At 68.2% G+C, this 21,329-nt stretch carries 17 protein-coding genes; 5 read left to right on the top strand and 12 right to left on the bottom strand.

Going from position 1 to position 21,329, the window contains the following annotated elements; genetic code table 11:
- Nucleotides 1-8 precede the first annotated feature (8 nt).
- The 8 genes from NX773_RS17845 to NX773_RS17810 form a co-directional block, all read right to left on the bottom strand.
- Nucleotides 9-1,349: a TadA family conjugal transfer-associated ATPase gene (locus tag NX773_RS17845; protein WP_258857648.1), complete on the bottom strand. Its 1,341-nt coding sequence runs from the start codon at nucleotides 1,347-1,349 to the stop codon at nucleotides 9-11.
- Nucleotides 1,350-1,367: 18 nt separating this feature from the next.
- Entirely contained in the window at nucleotides 1,368-2,543 is a 1,176-nt protein-coding gene (locus NX773_RS17840) for a CpaE/TadZ family protein (RefSeq protein WP_258857647.1), read from the bottom strand.
- Between the two features lie 79 nt (nucleotides 2,544-2,622).
- Complete coding sequence (locus NX773_RS17835; protein WP_258857646.1) at nucleotides 2,623-2,898, bottom strand: hypothetical protein; 276 nt, start codon at nucleotides 2,896-2,898, stop codon at nucleotides 2,623-2,625.
- A gap of 11 nt (nucleotides 2,899-2,909) precedes the next feature.
- Nucleotides 2,910-4,451, bottom strand: a complete 1,542-nt coding sequence (locus NX773_RS17830) for a type II and III secretion system protein family protein (protein WP_258857645.1) — start codon at nucleotides 4,449-4,451, stop codon at nucleotides 2,910-2,912.
- A gap of 29 nt (nucleotides 4,452-4,480) precedes the next feature.
- Complete coding sequence (gene cpaB / locus NX773_RS17825) at nucleotides 4,481-5,320, bottom strand: Flp pilus assembly protein CpaB (RefSeq protein ID WP_258857644.1); 840 nt, start codon at nucleotides 5,318-5,320, stop codon at nucleotides 4,481-4,483.
- A complete protein-coding gene (locus NX773_RS17820; protein WP_258857643.1) occupies nucleotides 5,317-6,684 on the bottom strand; it encodes a DUF8689 domain-containing protein in 1,368 nt (455 codons plus the stop codon). The genes cpaB and NX773_RS17820 overlap by 4 nt, the downstream gene beginning before the upstream one ends.
- Before the next feature lie 99 nt (nucleotides 6,685-6,783).
- On the bottom strand, nucleotides 6,784-7,305 hold the full coding sequence (locus tag NX773_RS17815; protein WP_258857642.1) for a prepilin peptidase: 522 nt from the start codon (nucleotides 7,303-7,305) through the stop codon (nucleotides 6,784-6,786).
- Nucleotides 7,306-7,360: 55 nt separating this feature from the next.
- Nucleotides 7,361-7,555 carry a Flp family type IVb pilin gene (locus NX773_RS17810; RefSeq protein WP_258822990.1) on the bottom strand — a complete coding sequence of 65 codons (195 nt, stop codon included), beginning with the start codon at nucleotides 7,553-7,555 and terminating at the stop codon, nucleotides 7,361-7,363.
- A gap of 342 nt (nucleotides 7,556-7,897) precedes the next feature.
- Here NX773_RS17810 and NX773_RS17805 point away from each other — a divergent pair, with 342 nt between their 5' ends.
- The gene (locus NX773_RS17805; RefSeq protein WP_258857641.1) at nucleotides 7,898-8,926 is read left to right on the top strand and encodes a GGDEF domain-containing protein; all 1,029 of its coding nucleotides are present in this window, start codon (nucleotides 7,898-7,900) and stop codon (nucleotides 8,924-8,926) included.
- Here the strand turns inward: NX773_RS17805 and NX773_RS17800 are convergent.
- Nucleotides 8,923-10,155, bottom strand: a complete 1,233-nt coding sequence (locus tag NX773_RS17800; protein ID WP_258857640.1) for a cyclic di-GMP phosphodiesterase — start codon at nucleotides 10,153-10,155, stop codon at nucleotides 8,923-8,925. The genes NX773_RS17805 and NX773_RS17800 overlap by 4 nt on opposite strands.
- Before the next feature lie 118 nt (nucleotides 10,156-10,273).
- On the opposite strand from NX773_RS17800, the gene NX773_RS17795 reads away from it, so the two are divergent.
- From NX773_RS17795 to icmF, 3 genes are all read left to right on the top strand, one after another.
- Complete coding sequence (locus NX773_RS17795) at nucleotides 10,274-11,206, top strand: LysR substrate-binding domain-containing protein (RefSeq protein ID WP_258857639.1); 933 nt, start codon at nucleotides 10,274-10,276, stop codon at nucleotides 11,204-11,206.
- A gap of 449 nt (nucleotides 11,207-11,655) precedes the next feature.
- Nucleotides 11,656-15,213, top strand: coding sequence for an indolepyruvate ferredoxin oxidoreductase family protein (locus NX773_RS17790; protein ID WP_258857638.1), 3,558 nt, complete (start codon nucleotides 11,656-11,658; stop codon nucleotides 15,211-15,213).
- A gap of 245 nt (nucleotides 15,214-15,458) precedes the next feature.
- A complete protein-coding gene (icmF, locus tag NX773_RS17785; protein WP_258857637.1) occupies nucleotides 15,459-18,746 on the top strand; it encodes a fused isobutyryl-CoA mutase/GTPase IcmF in 3,288 nt (1,095 codons plus the stop codon).
- Nucleotides 18,747-18,839: 93 nt separating this feature from the next.
- Here the strand turns inward: icmF and NX773_RS17780 are convergent, their stop codons facing one another.
- Both NX773_RS17780 and NX773_RS17775 read right to left on the bottom strand, forming a co-directional pair.
- Nucleotides 18,840-19,928: a WD40/YVTN/BNR-like repeat-containing protein gene (locus NX773_RS17780; RefSeq protein WP_258857636.1), complete on the bottom strand. Its 1,089-nt coding sequence runs from the start codon at nucleotides 19,926-19,928 to the stop codon at nucleotides 18,840-18,842.
- A gap of 1 nt (nucleotide 19,929) precedes the next feature.
- Nucleotides 19,930-20,199, bottom strand: a complete 270-nt coding sequence (locus NX773_RS17775; protein WP_258822982.1) for a ubiquitin family protein — start codon at nucleotides 20,197-20,199, stop codon at nucleotides 19,930-19,932.
- Between the two features lie 139 nt (nucleotides 20,200-20,338).
- On the opposite strand from NX773_RS17775, the gene NX773_RS17770 reads away from it, so the two are divergent.
- On the top strand, nucleotides 20,339-20,647 hold the full coding sequence (locus tag NX773_RS17770) for a hypothetical protein (protein ID WP_258857635.1): 309 nt from the start codon (nucleotides 20,339-20,341) through the stop codon (nucleotides 20,645-20,647).
- Between the two features lie 11 nt (nucleotides 20,648-20,658).
- On the opposite strand, the gene NX773_RS17765 is transcribed toward NX773_RS17770, so the two are convergent.
- The gene (locus tag NX773_RS17765) at nucleotides 20,659-21,135 is read right to left on the bottom strand and encodes a hypothetical protein (RefSeq protein ID WP_258857634.1); all 477 of its coding nucleotides are present in this window, start codon (nucleotides 21,133-21,135) and stop codon (nucleotides 20,659-20,661) included.
- Nucleotides 21,136-21,329: the final 194 nt, after the last annotated feature.

Raw genomic sequence — 21,329 nt, 5'->3', positions numbered from 1 at the left:
GCGCGCCCTCAGAAGATGCGGTCGGGGTCGAAGGTATCCTCCGGCAGCGGCACGCCGAACATCTTGAGGCGGTCGGCAAAGCGCGGCCGCACGCCGCTGGCGCAGAAGTGGCCCTGCACCTTGCCGTCGCCGTCCACGCCGGTCTGCTCGAAGCGGAAGATCTCCTGCGACGAGATGATCTCGCCTTCCATGCCGGTGATCTCCTGCATGCTGACCAGCTTGCGGCAGCCGTCGGTCAGGCGCGACACCTGCAGCACCACCGTGATGGCCGAGCAGATCTGCTGGCGGATGCCGCGCGTGGTCAGGTTCACGCCGGACATGCTGACCATGTTCTCGAGCCGCGACAGCGCGTCGCGCGGGGTGTTGGAGTGGATGGTGGCGAGCGAGCCTTCGTGGCCGGTGTTCATCGCCTGCAGCATGTCGAGCGCTTCGGCGCCGCGCACCTCGCCCAGGATGATGCGGTCGGGGCGCATGCGCAGCGCGTTTTTCACCAGCTGGCGTTGCGTCACCTCGCCCTTGCCTTCGATGTTGGCCGGGCGCGTCTCGAGCCGCACCACGTGCGGCTGGCGCAGCTGCAGCTCGGCCGCGTCCTCGATCGTGACGATGCGCTCGTTGCCGGGGATGAAGCCGGACAGCAGGTTGAGCAGCGTGGTCTTGCCGCTGCCGGTGCCGCCCGAGATCAGGATGTTGACCTTGGCCACGCCGAGCGCCTCGAGCACCTTGATCATCGGCGGCGTCAGGCTCTTCAGGTCGAGCAGGTCCTGCACCGTCAGCGGGTTGGCGCCGAAGCGGCGAATCGACAGCAGCGGCCCGTCCACCGCCAGCGGCGGGATGATCGCGTTCACGCGCGAGCCGTCGGGCAGGCGCGCGTCCACCATCGGGCTCGATTCGTCCACCCGGCGCCCCACGCGCGAGACGATCTTCTCGATGATCTTCATCAGGTGCGCGTTGTCGTGGAAGGTGACGTCGGTGAGCTCGAGACGCCCCTTGCGCTCGACGTACACCTTGCTGGCGGTGTTGACCAGGATGTCGGAGACCGACGGGTCGGTGAGCAGCGGTTCGAGCGGGCCGAAGCCGAGCATCTCGTGCTGGATGTCGAGCACCAGGTTGTGGCGCTCGGTCTGGTTGAGCACGATGCGCTCTTCCTCGATGATGCGGGCGATGAGCAGCGCCAGCTCGTGCTTGAACTGCTCGGGCGTCAGGCGCTTCAGGCGCTCCAGGTCGATCCGGTCGAGGATCATCTGGTGCATCGTCTTCTTCAGCTCCTGGTAGGCGTGGTTGGCCACCTCGGGCACCGCGGGCAAGGCGCGCTCGTCGTCCGATCCGGCCAGCCGTTCACGTAGGGACATGGTGTGCTCCTGTCAGGTTCAGTAGTCGCTGTCGCCGCGGCCGAACAGGCGGTCGAACAGGCCCTTGCTTTCGGGGACGCGGCGCGCCGTCACCATCTCGACCAGCTCGGCCAGGCTGCGCGCGGCGGCGCTGGTGCGCGCCAGCTGCAGCACCGGCACGCCCTGGTTGACCGAGTCGGTGACGGCGATGTAGTCGTTGGGGACGGTGTGCACCACTTCCGCGCCCAGCGCCGAGTGCAGGTCCTGCAGGCGCAGCTTGCCGCCCTTCTCGTAGCGGTTGACCACCAGCCGGATGTTCTCCAGCGAGTAGCCGAGCGAGCGGAAGATGTCGAGCAGGCGGCGGGCATCGCGAATGTCCGGCAGCGCCAGCTGCAGCACCGGGTAGATGGTATCGGTGGTGTCGAGCGCGCGCAGCGACACCGCGTCGATCTGGCGGCCGACGTCGAGCAAGATGAAATCGTAATGCTGGCGCGCCACGCGCAGGATGGTGTCGATGTGCTCGGGCTTGGCCTCGCGTGACTGGGCCGGGTCGTCGGCGGCGGCCAGCACGCCAAAGCCGGGCGCCACGTGCACCAGGCACGATTCGAGGAAGGGGCCGTCGATGCGGGCGATCTGGCTGCACACGTCCGACAGCGTCATCTGCGGCTTCTGGTCCGACACGTACAGCGCGGCGTCGCCGAACTGGCCGTGCAGGTCGATCAGCAGCACCTTCTTGTCGGCCAGGGTGGCCAGGGCGTAGCCGAAATTGGTCGAGATGAAGGTGGCGCCGCTGCCGCCCTTGCAGGCGATGAAGGCGAGCACCTTGCCGTCGCGCAGGGCGGCCTTGCCGGCAGTGGCGGCAATGCGGTCCATCGCCTCGTGGAAGGCGCGGTGCACCAGCGGCAGCGGCAGCACCTCGCGCACGCCGGCGCGCATCGCGCGGATCAGCAAGTCCGGCTGCTGCTGGCCGCCCAGCAGCATCATGCTGGCGCTCGGGTAGGTGCGGGCCAGGCGCTCGAGCAGGTCAACGTCGCCGGCGGTGGCGTCGCTGGCGTCGATGATCAGCAGTTCCGGCGGCTCGGCGACCGGCCGGTCGAGCGCGTCGCGCATGCTGGCGCGGTTGGCCGCCATCTTCAGCGGCGGCACGCGCGCCGCGCCCTGCGAGGCAAGCTCGGCGTACAGCTGGCTGTCGTGGCTGATCAATAAGGCTTTCATCGGCTGTCCTTGTTGGCTTGCGCGGTTATCAAGGGGAACTGGCCAGGCGGCGCCTGCGCTGCCGGCGGCCCGATGGCGTTCATTGCCCGGTGCCGAGCGGGATGATGGACGGCGCGGCCTGCTGCTCGCTCTGCTCGAACGACTTCTCGTAGCGCTGCTGCGCCGCGCGCGCGGCGCGGCCGTCCACGCCAGCGGCCGGGTTGGTGTTGCCGGACGCTTCCGGCCGCAGCGCCTGGGCCGCCAGGTTGGCGCGCACCGCCTCGCCGAAATGGTCGTCGATGCGCGGGCTGGTGCGGCAGCCCGAAAGCAGCAGCGCGAGCAGTGCGATGCCGGTTGGGATCAATCTGGTTGCCATCGCCGTTCTCCTCATTTGAGTTCGAATCCGCCCGCGCTCTGGGCGGTCGGTGCGCTGGCCGGCGGGGTCGAGGCCGCGGCCGTGGTGGTGTCCGGGGCCGGGCCTTCCAGGCGCCCGCCGAGCAGGACGGCGCCGCGCGAGGGCACGCCGACTTTATCGGTGGGCAGCACGTAGGCGGTCGAGGCCTGCGGCTTGACCAGGCGCGCGGTGATCACGAACACCAGCTCGGTGCGGTCCTGCTGGTAGTCGGCGCTGCGAAACAGCGCGCCCAGCACCGGCATCTCGCCCAGCAGCGGCAGGCCCTTCATGCTGGTGGTGAGGTTGTTCTTGATGAGGCCACCGATGGCGAAGCTCTGGCCGTCGTACAGCTGCACGGTGGTGCTGGCCTTGCGGGTGGTGAGCGCGGGCAGGATCGCCACGCCATTGGTGCCGGCCGCCGACACCGCAATGCCTTCGCGCGACAGCTCGGACACTTCGGGCGCGACGCGCAGGTTGATGCGCCCGCCCGCCAGCACGGTCGGCGTGAAGCGCAGGCCGACGCCGAACTCCTTCTCTTCCATCGAGATCTTGCCGTTGTCCTGGGGGACCGGGATGTAGAACTTGCCGCCGGCCAGGAACGAGCCCTCCTGGCCGCTGATCGCCATCACATTCGGCTCGGCGAGCACGCGCACGACGCCATCCTGCTTGTCGGCTTCGAGCGTGAACTGCTGCTTGCCGTTGCTGCGGCGCGCGTCCAGCAGGCCGTTGGCGCTGCCGCTGATGAAATTCGACAGCAGCGTGGCGGCCCAGCTGCCGGAGCCGAAGCGCAGGGTGGCGCCCGCTTCCAGCCGGTCGAGCAGGGTCTTGGAGACCTCGGCGATCTTGACCTCGAGCTGCACCTGCTGCGGCGCGCTCACGGCCAGCATGTTGACCACGCGGCCGCTGTTATTGTTGTTGCCGGCCTGGCTTTGCGCGTTATTGTCCAGCTTCTGGGCGCCGGCGACCGGCCGCAGCGGGCGGCGCACGTAGGCGGTGGCCAGCTCGACGGCACGGGCGACGGCCGCCGCGTCGGACACGGTGCCAGTCAGCACCAGCGCGTCGGCGGCGGCTAGCACCTTGATGTCCTTCTCCTCCGGCATCACGCTGGCGAGCGTGGCCTGCAGCGCGGCCGGATCCATCGCCACCGTGATGTCGACCACGCTGCAGGTGCCGCTCTTGCCCTGCACGATCATGTTGGTGGTGCCGACGTCCACCCCGGCGATGTACAGCGTGTCCGGCGCGACCAGCATGGCCTGCACCACGCCGGGGTTGCCGACCGCGCGGTTCTGCACCGCCTCGGGCAGGCGCAGCATGGTCGAGCGGCCCATCTGCAGCGCCAGCTGGGCCGGCGTGGCGGGCGCGCCGCTGCAGCGGGTCGGCTCGATCCGGTCGACCACCTCGGGCGCCGCCGCCGCGGCCGGCTGGGCGGGCGCTTGCGCAAGGCGCGCGGCGGCGGCCGCGTTGGTGCTCGCGGCCACCAGGGCCGCCAGCAGGCCGGCACGCAACACGGCCGCTTTCGTGAGGCTACTGTTCATGGCATTCACCCCCAGCTAGATGTTGGAATTCAGAAGCACTCTTTCGACGACTGCAGGCCGTTAATGACGCCCACGCAGTCGCGCTTGACCGGCAGCGCCACCTTGTGCACGGGCGGTGCGGCAGGGGCCGGGGCGGCCGGGCGCGGCGCCGGTTTCGGCGGCTCGGCCCCCGGCAGCAAGGTCAGCTTGGTGGCGCCGCGGGTATCCACCGGCTGCGGGTCGACCTGGTTGCGCAGCGCCAGCGACAGCGTGCCCACGCTGCGCGCCAGGTCGAGCTTTTCGGCCTGCTCGGGGGTGACTTCGAGGGTGACGGCGTTGACCACCTTGGGCTTGGTCTCGTCGCGGTTGACCTCCTGCGCGACCGCCAGCACCAAGATGCGCTCGAGCACGATCTTGGAGATGTTCTGCTCGCGGCCGTGGCCGTCGGCGTCCTGCTGGGTGCTGACGATGATGTCGACGTAGGTGCCGGGCAGCGCGAAGCCGGCCACGCCGATCACGTCGTTCACACGCACCGTGATGGCGCGCTTGCCTTCGGCGATCAGGGCCGCCAGGCCGCCCACGGTGCCGCTCGGGGCCAGCTTGGCCTCGCTGACCGGCTCGCCCGCCAGCACGCTGCTTCTGAGCACCCGGCCGGCCAGCTTTTGGGGGTCGGCAAACGCGCCCTTGGGCACGCTTTCGGCCGGCCAGTCGATCAGCTTGAGCATTTCCGGCGCCAGGCGCTGGCCGAGGTTGATGTCGGAAACCGCCACCACGATGCGGCCGGCGTTGGCCGACGGCTGCTGCAGCAGCCAGCGCGAGGCCAGCACGACGGCGGTGACCCCGAACAGGATCGCCATCGCCATCACGGCAAGGGCACGTTTGTTTTTCATGATGGTTCCCCCGTAGTGGTCGGCGCGGCGCAGGCCGCAAACATGCTGTTCCAGGCCTGCTCGACGGCGGCGGCGGACAACCGCGGCGTGGCGCCGGCGAAGCTGGCGAACTCGCTGATGCGCTCGAGCAGCTCATGCGGATAGGCCGGCAGCAGCGGGCGCCTGCTGGCCGCGTGCAGCGCGAGCAGGCGGCTGGCGGCGTCCTCGTCCGGTTCGATGCCGGCCTGGCGGCAGGCGCGCCGCAGCAGCGTGCGGTAAGCCGCCTCGGGCAGCGGGCCGAGCCCGACCTTGTAGCCGATGCGGCGCAGGAAGGACTCGTCGAGCAGCGCGTCCGGCGCCAGGCTGGTGGCGAACACCACGGTCGCGTCGAACGGCACGGTTTCGCTGTGGCCGCCAGGCAGCGCGAGCGCGTCCCAGCCCTGGTCGAGCGCGCCGAGCCAGCGGCCGAGCAGGTCGGCCAGCGGCAAGCGCTGGCGGCCGAGGTCGTCCACGACCAGCATGCCGTTGTTGGCCAGCACGTGCGGCGGGGCGCGCAGCACGCCGCTGGCGGCGTCCTCGCGCAGGTCGAGCATGTCGGCAGCGAGCGCCGCGCCCACGTGCACCAGCGGGCGCTGGCAGATGGCCCAGCGCGCGTCCCAGCTGCGGCGCTCTTCCTGCTGGCGCGGCAGCGGCGGCGCCGGCTGGTGCAGCAGCGGGTCGTAGAACTGGATGATCTGGCGCTCCACCAGCAGCGCGTAGGGCAGCGCCACCGCGCCCTGCTGCAGCCGAGCGAGCTGGTGCGCGAGCAGGGTCTTGCCGGTCCCGGACGGGCCGTACAGCAGCAGCGCGCGGCGCGAATGCAGGGCGGCGCCGAGCACGTCGCGCAGCGCCGGGTCGAAGCCGTGCTCGGCCAGCGCGGCGGCCAGCTGGGCGCGCTCGGGACGCGGCGCGCCGGGCCGGCGCAGCGACTGGCGCTCGACCACCTCGCGGTAGCTGGCCAGCGGCACCGGCGCCGGGCCGGCGTAGCGCGACTGCGCCAGGTACTCGGTGGCGGCGCGCTGGCCGGGCGCGGTCAGCTGGTACTGGACGTCGATGTCGGAGTCGCCGGTCCAGGCCACCTCGACCTGCTGCTCGGCCATCAGCTGGTTGAGGATCTCGCGCAGCACGTTGACCGACAGCTTGAGCCTGGCCGAGAGCGCCGGCAGCGGGGTCTTGCCGCTGCCGTGCAGCACCTTGACCACCAGCTCGGTCACGAGGCGCGGCGGCAGGCCGGTGCCCTGCACGGTCTTGGCCTGGCGCGGCAGGATATCGGCAAACTCGGGCGCGGCCGGCGGCGGCGCCGCGCGGGCCCCGTGCAGCTCGGCCGCTGCGGATAGCGCATTCATCATCGGAAGTCCTTTCGTGGGAACATCTTTCCGACCAACATGAATCGATTCTAGCGACGGGCCTACCGGCAACTTTTGAGTTTGAGCAAGAAAGAACGCTCAGCCGTGGCGCGCCCACAGCCAGCCCACGGTGGCCAGCGCGACCGCCAGGCCATAGGGCATCGTGCCCACGCTCGGGCGTGGCAGCGGGGTGGCCGCCAGCGGCATGCCGGCCGCGCGCAGCAGCATCGGACGCAGCAAGTCGCGCAGGTTGGCGCAGGCGGCGCGCAGGCGGCGCTGGAAGGCCACCAGCACCAGCGCCATCACGCCGCCGGCGCACCAGGCCAACAGCGCGATGTGCAGCGCAGCGGCGGGGCCGGCGAAGGCGCCGACGGTGGCCATCAGCTTGACGTCGCCGGCGGCCATGCCGCGCAGCAGGTACAGCGGCAGGAACAGCAGCAGGCCGGCCAGCGCGCCCAGCAGGCAGTCGGCAGGCGCGCCGGCGGCCAGCTGCAGCGGCAGCGCCACCAGCCAGGCCAGCAGCAGCAAGACGTTGGGGATGCGGCGGGTCGCCAGGTCGCTGGCGGCGGCCGCGAGCACGAGCACGAGCAGGGCCAGCTCGAGGCAAGTCTGGACAGGCATGGCAGCTCCCGGGAAGAAAAACCGCCGCCCGGGCGGGCGGCGGCTGAGCACGGCGTTACGGTGCGGCCGGCACGTTGGTCTGGACGATGCCGCCAATGGCCGAGAAGGCGTTGCTCAGGTCGGTGCCGAGAACCTTGGCGCCGACCAGCATGACACAGCCAACCAGTGCGGCGATCAGGCCATACTCGATCGCGGTCACACCGTTCTCGTCAGCAATGAAAGCTTTGACTGCGGAGGTGAACTTGTTCATGACAAACTCCATATGGTGGTTGATGAAAACCTGGCCCGGCCCGACCCCGTCGGCCGCCGGGTTCGCTGGCGGCTTGGATTGCCTGCCGCCAGTGCCGAACCAGTGAATCCACTATAGGAGATGATTCCAGGGGGCAACTTGACTCGAAGCAAGATTTCCCACCGGCACCAATTTTGCCCGAGAGCAAGAGAAAACCCCGGTCATTGCAGGCGAAACACCACAACCAGGGCAAAAATTTCTCGGGCATAATTGAACAATTCCGCAAAAGCCGATATTCTTTGCCGCTTGCAATTTAAACAATGCGCGAAGCGTGCCGCGGGCCAGCCTTCGATCGAGAGCGACATGGATTCGTTACTGAAGCACATGGTGGACATGACCGGCCATCGCGACCATGCGATGCTCGATCTGTCGGCGGTGGCGGCGGTGCAGGAGCTGGCCGGTGCCCAGCACACCCGGGTGCTGTCGCTGGCCGCGGTCGGGCCGGCACGCTACCTGCGCGCGCGCGCCAGCGTGGACGACGGCGGCGCGCCGCGGCTGGAAGACGAGGCCGGTCCCGGCGAGACGCTCGAAGCCTACCCGGAGCTGGCCGCGTGCCTGGCGGCGCAGGGCGCGCGCGCCGAAGCCGAGCAGGCGGGACGGCACACGATGTGGGTGCCGATCTGGCGCGGCGAGCTGGCCGCCACCATCCTCGAGATCGCGCGCGCGGCGCCGTTCACGGCGGCCGAGATCCACACCATCGACGGCATCGTCGGCGTCTACCGCAATTTCCGCAACCTGCTCGAATACAGCGAGCGCGACTCGCTCACGGGCCTGCTCAACCGCAAGACCTTCGACGACCAGCTGGCGCGCATGCTGCAATGCGCCGCCGAGCAGGAGTCGCCGCTGCCGGGCCAGCCGGAGCGGCGCCAGAAAGGCACCGGCCACGAGCAGTGGCTGGCGGTGGTCGATGTCGATCACTTCAAGCTGGTCAACGACCGCTTCGGCCACCTGTACGGCGACGAGGTGCTGATCCTGATCGCCAACATGCTGCAGTCCTCGTTCCGCGCGCACGACCGCGTGTTCCGCTTCGGCGGCGAGGAGTTCGTGGTGCTGCTGCGCTCGACCACGCTGGAGAACGCGCGCCGCATCATCGAGCGCTTCCGCGCCGGTGTCGAGAACCACCACTTCCCGCAGGTGGGCACGGTCACGGTCAGCGTTGGTTTCACCTGTATCAAGCCGTACGATTCGCCGGTGGTCACGCTCGGCCACGCCGACCAGGCGCTGTACTTCGCCAAGACCCACGGCCGCAACCAGGTCTGCCACTACGACCAGCTGGTCGCCGATGGCCTGCTGGCCACCGTCGCCTCCAACGACACCGCCGAATTTTTCTAGGCCGCGGCCATGAACTTGACCGGGTCCACCTGCCACTTCTCGGGCAGCTCGTGGCGCACGATCTTGTCGGCGCCGCCGTGCCCGAGCGGGCGCGCCAGGTCCACCGTCTGCGGTTGGATGAAGGACTTCTTGGTGGTGTCGTAGAACACGTTGACCTTGGGCGTGAGCAGGCTGCTCTCGTGCGGCTCGACCACCACCGCCAGGCGCCCGGATTCGAGCAGCACCAGGGTGCCGACCGGGTAGATGCCGACGCAGCGCACGAACTCCTGCGCGTACACCGGGTTGAAGTGGAACTTGCTCCACTCGTAGATCTTGCGCAGCGCCTCGGCCGCCGGCAGCCCCTTGTGGTAGCAGCGGTCGGCGGTGATGGCATCGTACACGTCGACGATCGCCGCCATCTGGGCCAGCTCGCTGATGTCGTCGCCGCCCTGCCGGTCCGGGTAGCCGCTGCCGTCGCGCCGCTCGTGGTGGTGCAGCGTGATGTCGAGCGGGATCGGGCCGATCGCGGGAGTGCGCAGCAGGATCTCGTAGCCGTCCTGCGGGTGCTTGCGGATGATGTTGAACTCGTCGTCGGACAGCCGCCCCGGCTTGTTCAGGATATGGTCGGGCACCAGCGCCTTGCCGGTGTCGTGCAGCAGGCCACCCAGCCCGGCCTGGTAGGTGGTTTCCTCGTTCATGTTGCGCGAGCGGCAAAACGCCACCAGCAGGGTGCACACCGAGACCGAATGCAGGAAGGTGTAGTCGTCCTTGCTCTTGATCCGCAGCAGGCCCAGCAGCGCGCCGGGGTTGCGCAGGATCGAGGCCGTAATGTTCTCGACCATCGGGCTGACCCGGTCCAGTTCGATCGCCTTGCCCAGCCGCGCATCCTGCATCACCTCGCGCACCAGGCCGGCCGCCTGGCGCCGGATGTTGGCAGCGCGCTGCAGTTCCTCGGCAATCGAGGTGCGCGGCGGCGGCGCCGGCGCCGCGGTCGGCTTGGACATCAGTTCCTGCAGCTCGGACTCGGTCTGGGCGCGCGCCTCGGCCACCGTGGGGGCGTCCTCGACGTCGATGCCCTTGTTGCAGTCGATGACCACGTTGCGGATGTTGGCGCCGACGATCTTGCGGATTTCGTCCTCCGAGCTCAGCACAAAACGGCTGCGCACGAAGGGGTGCTCGATCCAGCTGCAATCAAGGTCCTGGACGTACATCCCGACCCGTAGCTGCGACGCATCCACCTTCTTCAGCATCCCTCTTCCCCTGGCTATGTTAATCTGACGCAACAGACACGCACAGAGTATAACAATAGTCGTTGTCAGAAGTTAACTTACTGGCAGTAATCGTCGTCGAGACGCAGAATAGCAACACATGGAACTCCGCCAGCTCCGCTACTTCGTGGCGATCGTCGATCACGGTTCGCTGTCGCGCGCCGCGCTCGTGCTGCACGTGGCGCAGCCGGCGCTGACCCAGCAGCTGCGCCAGCTCGAGGACGAACTGGGCGCCCGGCTGCTGCACCGCTCGGCCCAGGGCGTGACCTCGACCGATGCCGGCAAGCTGTTCTACCAGCACGCCCAGGCCATCCTCAAGCAGGTGGCCGATGCCCGCGCCGCCGTGGCGCAATCGACCGAGCGGCCGTCCGGCAGCGTCACGCTGGGCCTGCCGCACAGCATTTCCGGCGCGCTGGCCCTGCCGCTGCTGACCGCGGCCCGCGCGCGCTACCCCGAGATCACGCTGCAGCTGACCGAGGAGATTTCGGGCAGCCTGACCGAGCAGCTCAAGTCGGGCCGGCTCAACCTGGCGGTATTGTTCGATGACGGCCAGCTGGGCCAGTTCAACAGCGTGCCGCTGGTGGAAGAGGACCTGATGTTCATCTGCCGCCCCGGTTCGGCCTTCGCGCCGGCCGGCCCCGCGATCAGCCTGGCCGACGCGCTGGCCAGCACGCTGATCCTGCCGGCCCAGCAGCATGGCGTGCGCCCGCGCATCGAACAGACCGCACGCGGCGCCGGGCTGGCGCTCGACAAGGTGATCGAGATCAACTCGATTGCCATTCTGCGCTCGGCCCTGCTGGCCGACATCGGCGCGACCTTGCTGCCTGTCGCACCGGTGCGCGCCGATATCGAGGCCGGCACGCTCGCCGCCTGGCCGGTGGAACACCCGGCGATCACGCGCAGCGTCACCCTCTGTTCATCCCGCAACATTCCGCTCACCAACGCCGCCGCCGCGATCGGCCGCCTCGTGCGCCAGGTGACCGAGGAGCTGTGCGCCAGCGGCCACTGGCCCGGCGCCGCCCTGGCCGGCTGACGAATCGTTACCAAAAAGCACTCCCCCGACCGCGAGGTGGGGCGCCGTCCGGCGGCGCATGGCGCTTTTGTTCTCTTTTGTGCTGCGCGTTTTGTCTCTTTCCGTCGCTTTTTGTCTCATCGAGGGCGCGAGACAGAATTCGACAGAAAGAGACAAAACGCGCAGGCCAAAAGAGCATGAAAGCGCCACTCGCTTGCCAGGGCATCCCCCACCCGCGCCTGGCCGGGCCACGCGCCTTTGGCCTTGCCATCAGTTTTTCTTATACCCCCATCCGGAAACGGTATTTCCCCGCATTTAGCGAAACTTCTACACTCGCGCGCTGGACGTTTTTCCTGAAAAAGCGCCACAAGACAGTCGCCCACACCCGCGACGCCTTTCCCGCCCCGGCCGCGCCTACCCGGCGCCTTTCCTGGGCGGGACCACACCAAATCACGATTTTGGAGACCGCCATGCCCGATACCACGGCCATCGTTCCTGCCGCGCCGCACGCCCCTGCCCTCGCCGACGTCAGCCTCGACGACAAATACACCGCCAGGACCGGCAAGATTTTCCTGTCCGGCATCCAGGCACTGGTGCGCCTGCCGATGATCCAGCGCGAACGCGACCTTGCGGCGGGCATGAACACGGCCGGTTTCGTGTCCGGCTACCGTGGCTCGCCGCTGGGCGGGCTGGACGAGAACCTGTGGAAGGCCAAGGGCCATCTCGAAGCGAACAGCATCCAGTTCGTGCCGGGCGTGAACGAGGACCTGGCCGCCACCGCCGTGTGGGGCACCCAGACCGTCGGCCTGATCGGCCCGACCAAATACGACGGCGTGTTCGCCATGTGGTACGGCAAAGGCCCGGGCGTGGACCGTTGCGGCGACGTCTTCAAGCACATGAACCACGCCGGCACCTCTGCCACCGGCGGCGTGCTGCTGGTGGCCGGCGACGACCACGGCGCCTACTCCTCCACGCTGCCGCACCAGTCCGACCACATCTTCTCGGCCTGCATGATCCCGGTACTGTACCCGTGCAACGTGCAGGAGTACCTGGATCTGGGCGTGCACGGCTGGGCGATGTCGCGCTTTTCCGGCTGCGCGGTGGCGTTCAAGGCGCTGGCCGACACGGTCGAATCGAGCGCCTCGGTCGATGCCGACCCGTTCCGCGTGCAGGTGAAGATTCCGCAGGACTTCGCCATGCCGGAGGGCGGCCTGAACACGCGGCTGTCGTCGGACCCGCTGGGCCTGCAGGCGCGCAAGCAGGAAGCGCTGATGCAGGACTACAAGATCTACGCCGCACTGGCCTATGCGCGCGAAAACAAGCTCAACCGCGTCACGATCGACAGCCCGAGCGCCAGGCTGGGCATCATCGCCTCGGGCAAATCCTACCTCGACGTGCTGGAAGCGCTGGAAGAACTGGGCATCGACGAAGCGATGGCCGCGAAGATCGGCCTGCGCCTGTTCAAGGTCGCGATGATCTGGCCGCTCGAACCGGACGGCGTACGCGAGTTCGCGCAAGGACTGGACGAGATCCTGGTGGTCGAGGAAAAGCGCCAGGTGGTCGAATACCAGCTCAAGGAACAGCTGTACAACTGGCGCGACGACGTGCGCCCGCACGTGGTCGGCAAGTTCGACGACAAGGGCGAATGGGTGGCTCCGCGCGGCGAGTGGCTGCTGCCGCCCAAGGCCGACTTCTCGGTGGCGCAAGTGGCCCGCGTGATCGCCGGCCGCGTCAAGCGCCTGAATCTCGACGACGTGACGCGTGACCTCATCAAGGCGCGCCTGGCGTTCCTGGAAGCGAAGGACGCGGTGCTGCAAAAGGCGATCCACACCCCGTTCCGCCCCGCGTTCTACTGCTCCGGCTGCCCGCACAACACCTCGACCAAGGTGCCCGAAGGCTCGTTCGCGCTGGCCGGCATCGGCTGCCACGTGATGGCCACCTCGATCTACCCGGAGATGAACAAGCTCACCACCCACATGGGCGGCGAAGGCGCGCCGTGGATCGGCCAGGCCGCGTTCTCCAAGGTGCCGCACGTGTTCCAGAACCTGGGCGATGGCACCTACTTCCACTCCGGTTACCTGGCGATCCGCGCGGCGGTGGCGGCCAAGGTCAACATCACCTACAAGATCCTGTACAACGACGCGGTGGCGATGACCGGCGGCCAGCCGGTGGACGGCACCACCTCGGTGCCGCTGATCGCGCAGCAGATGGCGGCCGAAGGCGTCAAGCGCATCGCGCTCGTCACCGAGGACCTGTCGCGCTACGCCGACCGCGCGAACCTGCCGGAACTGGTCACCCTCCACGACCGCAAATTCATGGACGACGTGCAGCGCGAGCTGCGCGAGATCCCCGGCACCACCGTCCTGATCTACGACCAGACCTGCGCCGCGGAGAAGCGCCGCCGCCGCAAGAAGAACCAGTTCCCCGATCCGGCCAGGCGCATGGTGATCAACGAGGCCGTGTGCGAAGGCTGCGGCGACTGCGGCATCCAGTCCAACTGCGTCTCGATCCTGCCCAAGGAAACGGAATTCGGCCGCAAGCGCGCGATCGACCAGTCCTCGTGCAACAAGGACTTCTCGTGCGTGAAGGGCTTCTGCCCGAGCTTCGTGACGGTGGAAGGCGGCGCGCTCAAGAAGAGCCGCGCCGGCGCCGGCGCCGACGTCGATGCCTGGGGCGAGCTGCCCCACCCGCTGCTGCCGCAGGTGGACACGCCATACAACATCCTCATCAACGGCATCGGCGGCACCGGAGTGATCACCGTCGGCGCGCTGATGGGCATGGCCGCGCACCTCGAGGGCAAGGGCGCCTCGGTGCTGGACATGACCGGCATGAGCCAGAAGAACGGCTCGGTCACCTCGCACGTGAAGATTGCCGCTTCGCCCGAGCGCCTGCGCGCGCAGCGCATCGCCACCGGCGAAGCAGACCTGGTGCTGGGCTGCGACATGCTCACCGCCGGCGCGCCGGACGCGATCTCGAAGATGCGCCCGGGCCGCACCCGGGTGGTGGTCAACCTGCACGAGCAGCCGACCGGCACGTTCGCGCAGCAGCCCGACTGGCAGTTCCCGGCCGCGCAGGTGCGCGCGCTGATCGACGAGGCGGCCGGCGCACAGGAACACGCGAGCGCCGACTTCATCGACGCGACCAGACTGGCGACCGCGCTGATGGGCGACTCGATCGCCGCCAACCTGTTCATGATGGGCTATGCCTGGCAAAAGGGCCTGATCCCGCTGTCGGAAGCGGCGCTCCTGCGCGCCATCGAACTGAACGGCGTGGCGGTTGCGGCCAACAAGAAGAGCTTCCTGTGGGGCCGCCGCGCCGCCGTGGACCTGGCGCGCGTCGAGAAGACCGCCACCCCGGCGCAGGCCATCGTGGTGCAGATGCCGCAGTCGCTGGACACGCTCATCAAGAAGCGCGTCGCCTACCTGACCGGCTACCAGGACAGCGCCTACGCCGCCGTGTACGAAGACCTGGTCGCGCAGGTGCGCGCCGCCGAGAGCGAGCAAGGCCTGGGCAACAAGCTCTCCACCGCGGTGGCCAAGTACTACTTCAAGCTGATGGCCTACAAGGACGAGTACGAAGTGGCGCGGCTGTACACCGACGGCCGTTTCGTGGAGCAGCTCAAGAGCCAGTTCGAAGGCGACTTCACGCTCAAGTTCAACATGGCGCCGCCGCTGTTCGCCAAAAAGGACGGACAGGGCCGCCTGATGAAAGCCGAATTCGGCTCGTGGATGTGGACGGCGATGAAGCTGCTGGCCAGGCTCAAGGGCCTGCGCGGCGGGCTGCTCGACGTGTTCGGCTACACCGCCGAGCGCAAGATGGAGCGCGCGCTGATTGGCGAGTACCGCCAGATGGTGCAAGCGCTGCTGGCTGGGCTGAATGCGTCGAACCACGCCGTGGCGGTGGAACTGGCCAGCCTGCCGGAGCAGATCCGCGGTTTCGGCCACGTCAAGGAAAAGGCCGTGGCCCTGTTCCGCGTGAGGAAGGCCGAGCTGCTGTCTTCTCTTTCCCAGCAACAAAAAGCCGCCTGACGCCAGCCACCACCCTCCAAACCGTCGTTCCGGCGCAGGCCGGAACCCATAGACCGCCTGCGCCGTCGAGCACCAACCGAGCGCCGCAGGCGGAGCCACCTCAGCATGGGTCCCGGCCTGCGCCGGGACGACGGAGCTGAGTGCGGTGGCAACGCTTGACGCACCCACTGTCGCGCTGTTGACGTTTACGTTAACGTCATATAATACGCAAACGACCCTGTCCGCTTCCGCCCACAAGGAACACCATGAACGACATCACTCCCGCCGCCAAGCTCGACCTGCCGGAGCAGTTCAAGCTGGCCAACAAGGTGCGCTTCGTCACCGCCGCCTCGCTGTTCGACGGCCACGACGCCTCGATCAACATCATGCGCCGCATCCTGCAGAGTAACGGCGCCGAAGTGATCCACCTGGGCCACAACCGCTCGGTGGACGAAGTGGTCACCGCGGCGCTGGCCGAAGACGCGCAAGGCATCGCCGTCTCCAGCTACCAGGGCGGCCACGTCGAATACTTCAAATACATGATCGACCTGCTGCGCCAGCGCGGCGGCGCGCACATCAAGGTGTTCGGCGGCGGCGGCGGCGTGATCGTCCCGCACGAGATCGAGGAACTGCATGCCTACGGCGTGACGCGCATCTTCAGCCCCGAGGACGGCCAGCGCATGGGCCTGGTGGGCATGATCCGCTCGATGCTGGCCGCCTGCGACGTCGACCTGTCGCCGTACGCCCCGACCTCGATCGCGCCGCTGCAGGAAGGCGACATCGCCGCGCACCACCGCCCGCTGGCCCAGCTGATCACCGCGCTGGAAAACGGCAAGGCCGATAGCGCGCTGGTCAAGCAGCTGCACGACGCGGCCGAGGGCCTGAAGGTGCCCGTGCTGGGCATCACCGGCACCGGCGGCGCCGGCAAATCCTCGCTCACCGATGAACTGATCCGCCGGATTCGCCTGGACCAGGGCGACCGCCTGAACATTGCGGTGATCTCGATCGACCCGTCGCGCCGCAAGTCGGGCGGCGCGCTCCTGGGCGACCGCATCCGCATGAACGCCATCGGCCCGTGGAATGGCGAGCGCCGCGTGTTCATGCGCTCGCTGGCCACGCGCGAAGCCGGCTCCGAGATCTCGCACGCGCTGCCGGACGTGGTCGCGGCCTGCAAGGTGGCCGGCTTCGACCTGGTCATCGTCGAGACCTCCGGCATCGGCCAGGGCGACGCCGCCATCGTGCCGCACGTGGACCTGTCGATGTACGTGATGACCCCGGAATTCGGCGCCGCCTCGCAGCTGGAAAAAATCGACATGCTCGATTTCGCCGACGTGGTCGCCATCAACAAGTTCGACCGCAAGGGCGCGCAGGACGCGCTGCGCGACGTGGCCAAGCAGTACCAGCGCAACCGCGAGCTGTTCGGCCAGAGCCCGGATCAGATGCCGGTGTACGGCACCCAGGCTTCGCGCTTCAACGACGACGGCGTGACCGCGCTGTACCACGGCCTGTTGCCGCGCCTGGCCGGGCTGGGCCTGCCGGTCGAGCCGTCCAGGCTGCCGGTGCCGGAGCAGAAGTACTCGAGCGGCAAGCACGTGATCGTGCCGCCCGCACGCACGCGCTACCTGGCCGAGATCGCCGACACCGTGCGCGGCTACCACAAGAACGTGAACAAGCAGGTCAGGCTCGCGCGCGAGCGCCAGCAGCTGGTCGAGGCCAAGCGCATGCTGGCCGCAGCCAACAAGGGCGCCGACTTCGACGACCTGATCGTCGAGCGCGACAACCTGCTTGACGCCGGCGCCAAAAAGCTCCTGGCCATGTGGCCCGACATGCAGGCCGCCTACGCGGGCGACGAGTACGTGGTCAAGATCCGCGACAAGGAAATCCGCACGAAGCTGGTGCAGAAAACCCTGTCCGGCAACCCGATCCGCAAGGTCGCGCTGCCGAAATACGAAGACCACGGCGAAGTGCTGCGCTTCCTGATGCTGGAAAACGTGCCCGGCTCGTTCCCGTACACCGCCGGCGTGTTCGCCTTCAAGCGCGAGAACGAAGACCCGACCCGCATGTTCGCCGGCGAAGGCGACGCCTTCCGCACCAACCGCCGCTTCAAGCTGGTCTCGGAGGGCATGGACGCCAAGCGCCTGTCCACCGCGTTCGACTCGGTCACGCTGTACGGCGCCGACCCGGCGCTGCGCCCGGACATCTACGGCAAGGTCGGCAACTCGGGCGTGTCGATCGCCACGCTGGACGACATGAAGGTGCTGTACGACGGCTTCGACCTGTGCAGCCCGAACACCAGCGTCTCGATGACCATCAACGGCCCGGCGCCGACGATCCTGGCGATGTTCATGAACACCGCGATCGACCAGCAGGTCGACAAGTTCGTGCAGGACAACGGCCGCCAGCCGACCGACGACGAAGCCGCCAAGATCCGCGAGTGGGTGCTGGCCAACGTGCGCGGCACGGTGCAGGCCGACATCCTGAAGGAAGACCAGGGCCAGAACACCTGCATCTTCTCGACCGAGTTCTCGCTCAAGGTGATGGGCGACATCCAGGAGTACTTCGTGCACCACCAGGTGCGCAACTTCTACTCGGTGTCGATCTCGGGCTACCACATTGCCGAAGCGGGCGCGAACCCGATCTCGCAGCTCGCCTTCACGCTGTCGAACGGCTTCACCTTCGTGGAAGCGTATCTTGCGCGCGGCATGCACATCGACGACTTCGCACCCAACCTGTCGTTCTTCTTCTCCAACGGCATGGACCCCGAGTACACGGTGCTGGGCCGGGTGGCACGCCGCATCTGGGCGGTGGCGATGCGCGACAAGTACGGCGCCAACGAGCGCTCGCAAAAGCTCAAGTACCACATCCAGACTTCGGGCCGCTCGCTGCACGCGCAGGAGATCGACTTCAACGACATCCGCACCACGCTGCAGGCACTGATCGCGATCTACGACAACTGCAACTCGCTGCACACCAACGCCTACGACGAAGCGATCACCACCCCGACCGACGAATCGGTGCGGCGCGCACTGGCGATCCAGCTGATCATCAACCGCGAGTGGGGCCTGGCCAAGAACGAAAACCCGAACCAGGGCTCGTTCATCATGGAAGAGCTCACCGACCTGGTCGAGGAAGCGGTGCTGCAGGAATTCGAGCGCATCGCCGAGCGCGGCGGCGTGCTGGGCGCGATGGAGACCGGCTACCAGCGCGGCAAGATCCAGGAAGAGTCGATGCTGTACGAGCACAAGAAGCACGACGGCTCGCTGCCGATCATCGGCGTGAACACCTTCCGCAACCCGAAGGGCGCGGCGGCCCCAGGCACCATCGAGCTGGCGCGCTCGACGGACGACGAAAAGCAGTCGCAGCTCACGCGCCTGGAAGCCTTCCACCAGCGCCACGCGGCGGAAAGCCCGGCCGCGCTGGCCGCGCTGCAGCAGGCCGCGATCGACAACGCCAACGTGTTCGACAAGCTGATGGACGCGGTGCGCGTGTGCTCGCTGGGCCAGATCACCACCGCCCTGTTCGAGGTGGGCGGGCAATATCGCCGCAACATGTAAGCCGATCCGTAGGGTGGGCGGGTCTCCCGCCCACGCGTTCAACCAGCGCATGCGTGGCTGAAGCGCTGGCAAGCCCTACGCGTGCAGCCCACCCTACCCGAAACACACCGCATACACCGGCGGCAGCGTCAGCGACACCGTCTGCCAGCTGTCGCCGCCGTTCTCGGACAGCCACACCCCGCCGCTCTCCGACCCCATCACCAGCGTATGACCGTCATCGGCCACCGCCAGCGCATGGCGGAACACCACGTCATAGCAGTGCTCCTGCGGCAGCCCGTCGCGCAGCACGTCGAAGCTCTTGCCGCCGTTGCGCGTGCGCGTGACCGCCATCGCGGCGCCCACCGGCACGCGCCGCATGTCCGACTCCAGCGGCACGAACCACGCCGTCTCGCCGTCGCGCGGATGCACCGCCACCGCAAAACCGAAGCGTGACACCGGCGCTTCGCGAATCTCGTCCCAGGTCCGCCCGCCATTGGTCGACCGCCAGATGCCGTTGTGATGCTGGCACCAGAGCTTGTCCGGCTCGCCCGCGCAACGCACGATCCGGTGCGGGTCCTGAATTGCCTCGTTCTCGTGCTGTTCCGGCGGCATGTAGTCGGCGCGCATGCCGGTGGAACTGACCACCCAGCTTTCGCCGCCGTTCTCGCTGCGCCACACGCCGCCGCAGGAAATGGCCACCGCCATCTTGTCGCTGTCGCGCGGGTCCAGGCTGATGCTATGGATGATCGGCGCATCGGCGCCGCCGCCGAACCATTCCAGCCGCTGCGGCACGTCCCACAGCGAGCGCGCCAGTTCCCACGACTGGCCGCGGTCGCGCGAACGGAACAGCCCGCCCGGCTGGGTCCCGCACCACAGCACGCCGTCCTGCCCGGGCGCGCCGGGCGCCAGTGCCCAGATCAGCTTGGTCGTCCACTCCGCCGGGTCGGCGCTGTCCTCCGGCTTGGCCGGGTAGCTGGGGGTGGCGATCTCGTGCCACACCTGGCTGTCGGCGCCGCGCCGGTGCAGCTTGACGCCGAAGTGGCCCAGGTTCAGCGCCGCGTACAGGCTGCCGTCGCGGCGGTCCGGCAGCGCCAGCGTCACCGGCTCACCCAAAAAGTGCACCGGGCCGATGTCCCAGCCGTGGCCGGTCTTGACCAGTTCGAACAGGCCCTTGCGGGTGGAAAGGTATGCGCGGTCGCTCATGTCAGCCTCCGGAAAGTGCTTGCAGCACGTACACCTTGCTGTCGGGTTGGAGTGGATCGTCCAGCCGCCTGCGGTCCAGGCAACGGCGGCCGTCGATGAAGATCACCACGTTCTGGCGCAGATGGCCCTGGTCGTCCAGCACGTAGCCGCGCAGGCGCGGGTTGGCGTCAAAGGCACACTCCAGGGCCGCGCGCAGCTCCCCGGCGCCGGTCTCGACCTGCGGAACGTGGGTGAAGCGGGCGAGCTGCTGGGTGAAGAAGACGTGCGCCATGCCTTGCTCCTGCAACAGGTGATGCACGGATTCTAGACGCGTCGTTGTCGTTTGACTATCTGTTTGCTTGTCCAGTCCCGTGGGCAGAACGCGCACCGCTGGCCTAGAATGAAATCGTGTCCACCAGTGGAGCCGCCGCATGCCGATCCAGCCCGAACAACTCGCCGCGCTCATGCACGAAGTCGAACAGGAAGACCCGATCGACTTCGCCGACCTGCCGTTTCCCGAGGACGAACTGCGCCAGCTCGTGGCCAGCCACCTGTGCGAGATGGCCGCGTCGATGGAGAACTTCAGCACCGAAGACCGCTTGACGACCCTGCTCGCGGTGTCGGCCAAGCTGGTGCTCGAAAACCTGGTGCTGCACGTGCAGCTGCTGCGGCGCCACGGCCTGCCGGTGAGCGAGAACGTCGAGGCCCTGCTGAACAAGCTGCGCAAGCGCGACGGATAGGCCGCGCGCACTCATCGCGCCAGCCCCGTGCGGCGCCTGGCACGCGCCGCGCGGATATCCAGCGCGATTACGCCCGCGGCCACCAGCGCGAACGCGGCAAGGCGCCCGCGGTCGGCCTTGCGGTCCAGCGCCGCCGCACCGATGAGGCCGGTGTCGAGCACATCGGACAGCACGCGCGTGTTGCGCCAGCCATGCGACGCCGGTTGGGCCAGCATGCCGGCGCCCACCACCATGTCGCGCGCGCCGGCCGCGCGCAGCAGCCAGCTCGGGTAGCGCATGCCAACGATGTGCGCGAACATGCGCGGCGCAAACACCTGCCACGCCCCGAACGTGAAGCTGATCCATCCGGCTGCCGCCACCACCCGCAGCGGCCCGCTGGACGTGGGCACCGCCCTGGCGCCGCCCGCGCCTGCGGTGGCGATCGCGCCACCTTCCCCGGGCGCAAATGGTACGGCCACCGCCGGTGATTGCTTGAGACTGGTTTCCATGCGCACTCCCTGATACTTCGACAACGCCGTCCACCATTAGTGTGGCCGCATGTTCCGCTTGTTCCCGCCGGTGCGTGCCGTCCCTTGAGCTGACGCTATGCACAGCGGTTTCAGTTGTGCGACGTGCAATCAATTTCTTTTGTACTCTTGTCCGAAAGGAAATTTAGCCATAGGTAATTCACCACTGGCAGCCA

This window comes from Massilia solisilvae (assembly GCF_024753215.1).
Taxonomy (GTDB): Bacteria; Pseudomonadota; Gammaproteobacteria; order Burkholderiales; family Burkholderiaceae_D; genus Telluria; species Telluria solisilvae.
Note: the sequence above shows the minus strand (reverse complement) of the source record. Positions and strands in the feature narration are given on the sequence as shown.

What these genes read in the sequence shown, in the direction of transcription:
- NX773_RS17845 (WP_258857648.1), bottom strand. Translation starts at nt 1,349, where the DNA reads ATGTCCCTACGTGAACGGCTGGCCGGATCGGACGACGAGCGCGCCTTG.
- NX773_RS17840 (WP_258857647.1), bottom strand. Translation starts at nt 2,543, where the DNA reads ATGAAAGCCTTATTGATCAGCCACGACAGCCAGCTGTACGCCGAGCTT.
- NX773_RS17835 (WP_258857646.1), bottom strand. Translation starts at nt 2,898, where the DNA reads ATGGCAACCAGATTGATCCCAACCGGCATCGCACTGCTCGCGCTGCTG.
- NX773_RS17830 (WP_258857645.1), bottom strand. Translation starts at nt 4,451, where the DNA reads ATGAACAGTAGCCTCACGAAAGCGGCCGTGTTGCGTGCCGGCCTGCTG.
- cpaB (WP_258857644.1), bottom strand. Translation starts at nt 5,320, where the DNA reads ATGAAAAACAAACGTGCCCTTGCCGTGATGGCGATGGCGATCCTGTTC.
- NX773_RS17820 (WP_258857643.1), bottom strand. Translation starts at nt 6,684, where the DNA reads ATGAATGCGCTATCCGCAGCGGCCGAGCTGCACGGGGCCCGCGCGGCG.
- NX773_RS17815 (WP_258857642.1), bottom strand. Translation starts at nt 7,305, where the DNA reads ATGCCTGTCCAGACTTGCCTCGAGCTGGCCCTGCTCGTGCTCGTGCTC.
- NX773_RS17810 (WP_258822990.1), bottom strand. Translation starts at nt 7,555, where the DNA reads ATGAACAAGTTCACCTCCGCAGTCAAAGCTTTCATTGCTGACGAGAAC.
- NX773_RS17805 (WP_258857641.1), top strand. Translation starts at nt 7,898, where the DNA reads ATGGATTCGTTACTGAAGCACATGGTGGACATGACCGGCCATCGCGAC.
- NX773_RS17800 (WP_258857640.1), bottom strand. Translation starts at nt 10,155, where the DNA reads ATGCTGAAGAAGGTGGATGCGTCGCAGCTACGGGTCGGGATGTACGTC.
- NX773_RS17795 (WP_258857639.1), top strand. Translation starts at nt 10,274, where the DNA reads ATGGAACTCCGCCAGCTCCGCTACTTCGTGGCGATCGTCGATCACGGT.
- NX773_RS17790 (WP_258857638.1), top strand. Translation starts at nt 11,656, where the DNA reads ATGCCCGATACCACGGCCATCGTTCCTGCCGCGCCGCACGCCCCTGCC.
- icmF (WP_258857637.1), top strand. Translation starts at nt 15,459, where the DNA reads ATGAACGACATCACTCCCGCCGCCAAGCTCGACCTGCCGGAGCAGTTC.
- NX773_RS17780 (WP_258857636.1), bottom strand. Translation starts at nt 19,928, where the DNA reads ATGAGCGACCGCGCATACCTTTCCACCCGCAAGGGCCTGTTCGAACTG.
- NX773_RS17775 (WP_258822982.1), bottom strand. Translation starts at nt 20,199, where the DNA reads ATGGCGCACGTCTTCTTCACCCAGCAGCTCGCCCGCTTCACCCACGTT.
- NX773_RS17770 (WP_258857635.1), top strand. Translation starts at nt 20,339, where the DNA reads ATGCCGATCCAGCCCGAACAACTCGCCGCGCTCATGCACGAAGTCGAA.
- NX773_RS17765 (WP_258857634.1), bottom strand. Translation starts at nt 21,135, where the DNA reads ATGGAAACCAGTCTCAAGCAATCACCGGCGGTGGCCGTACCATTTGCG.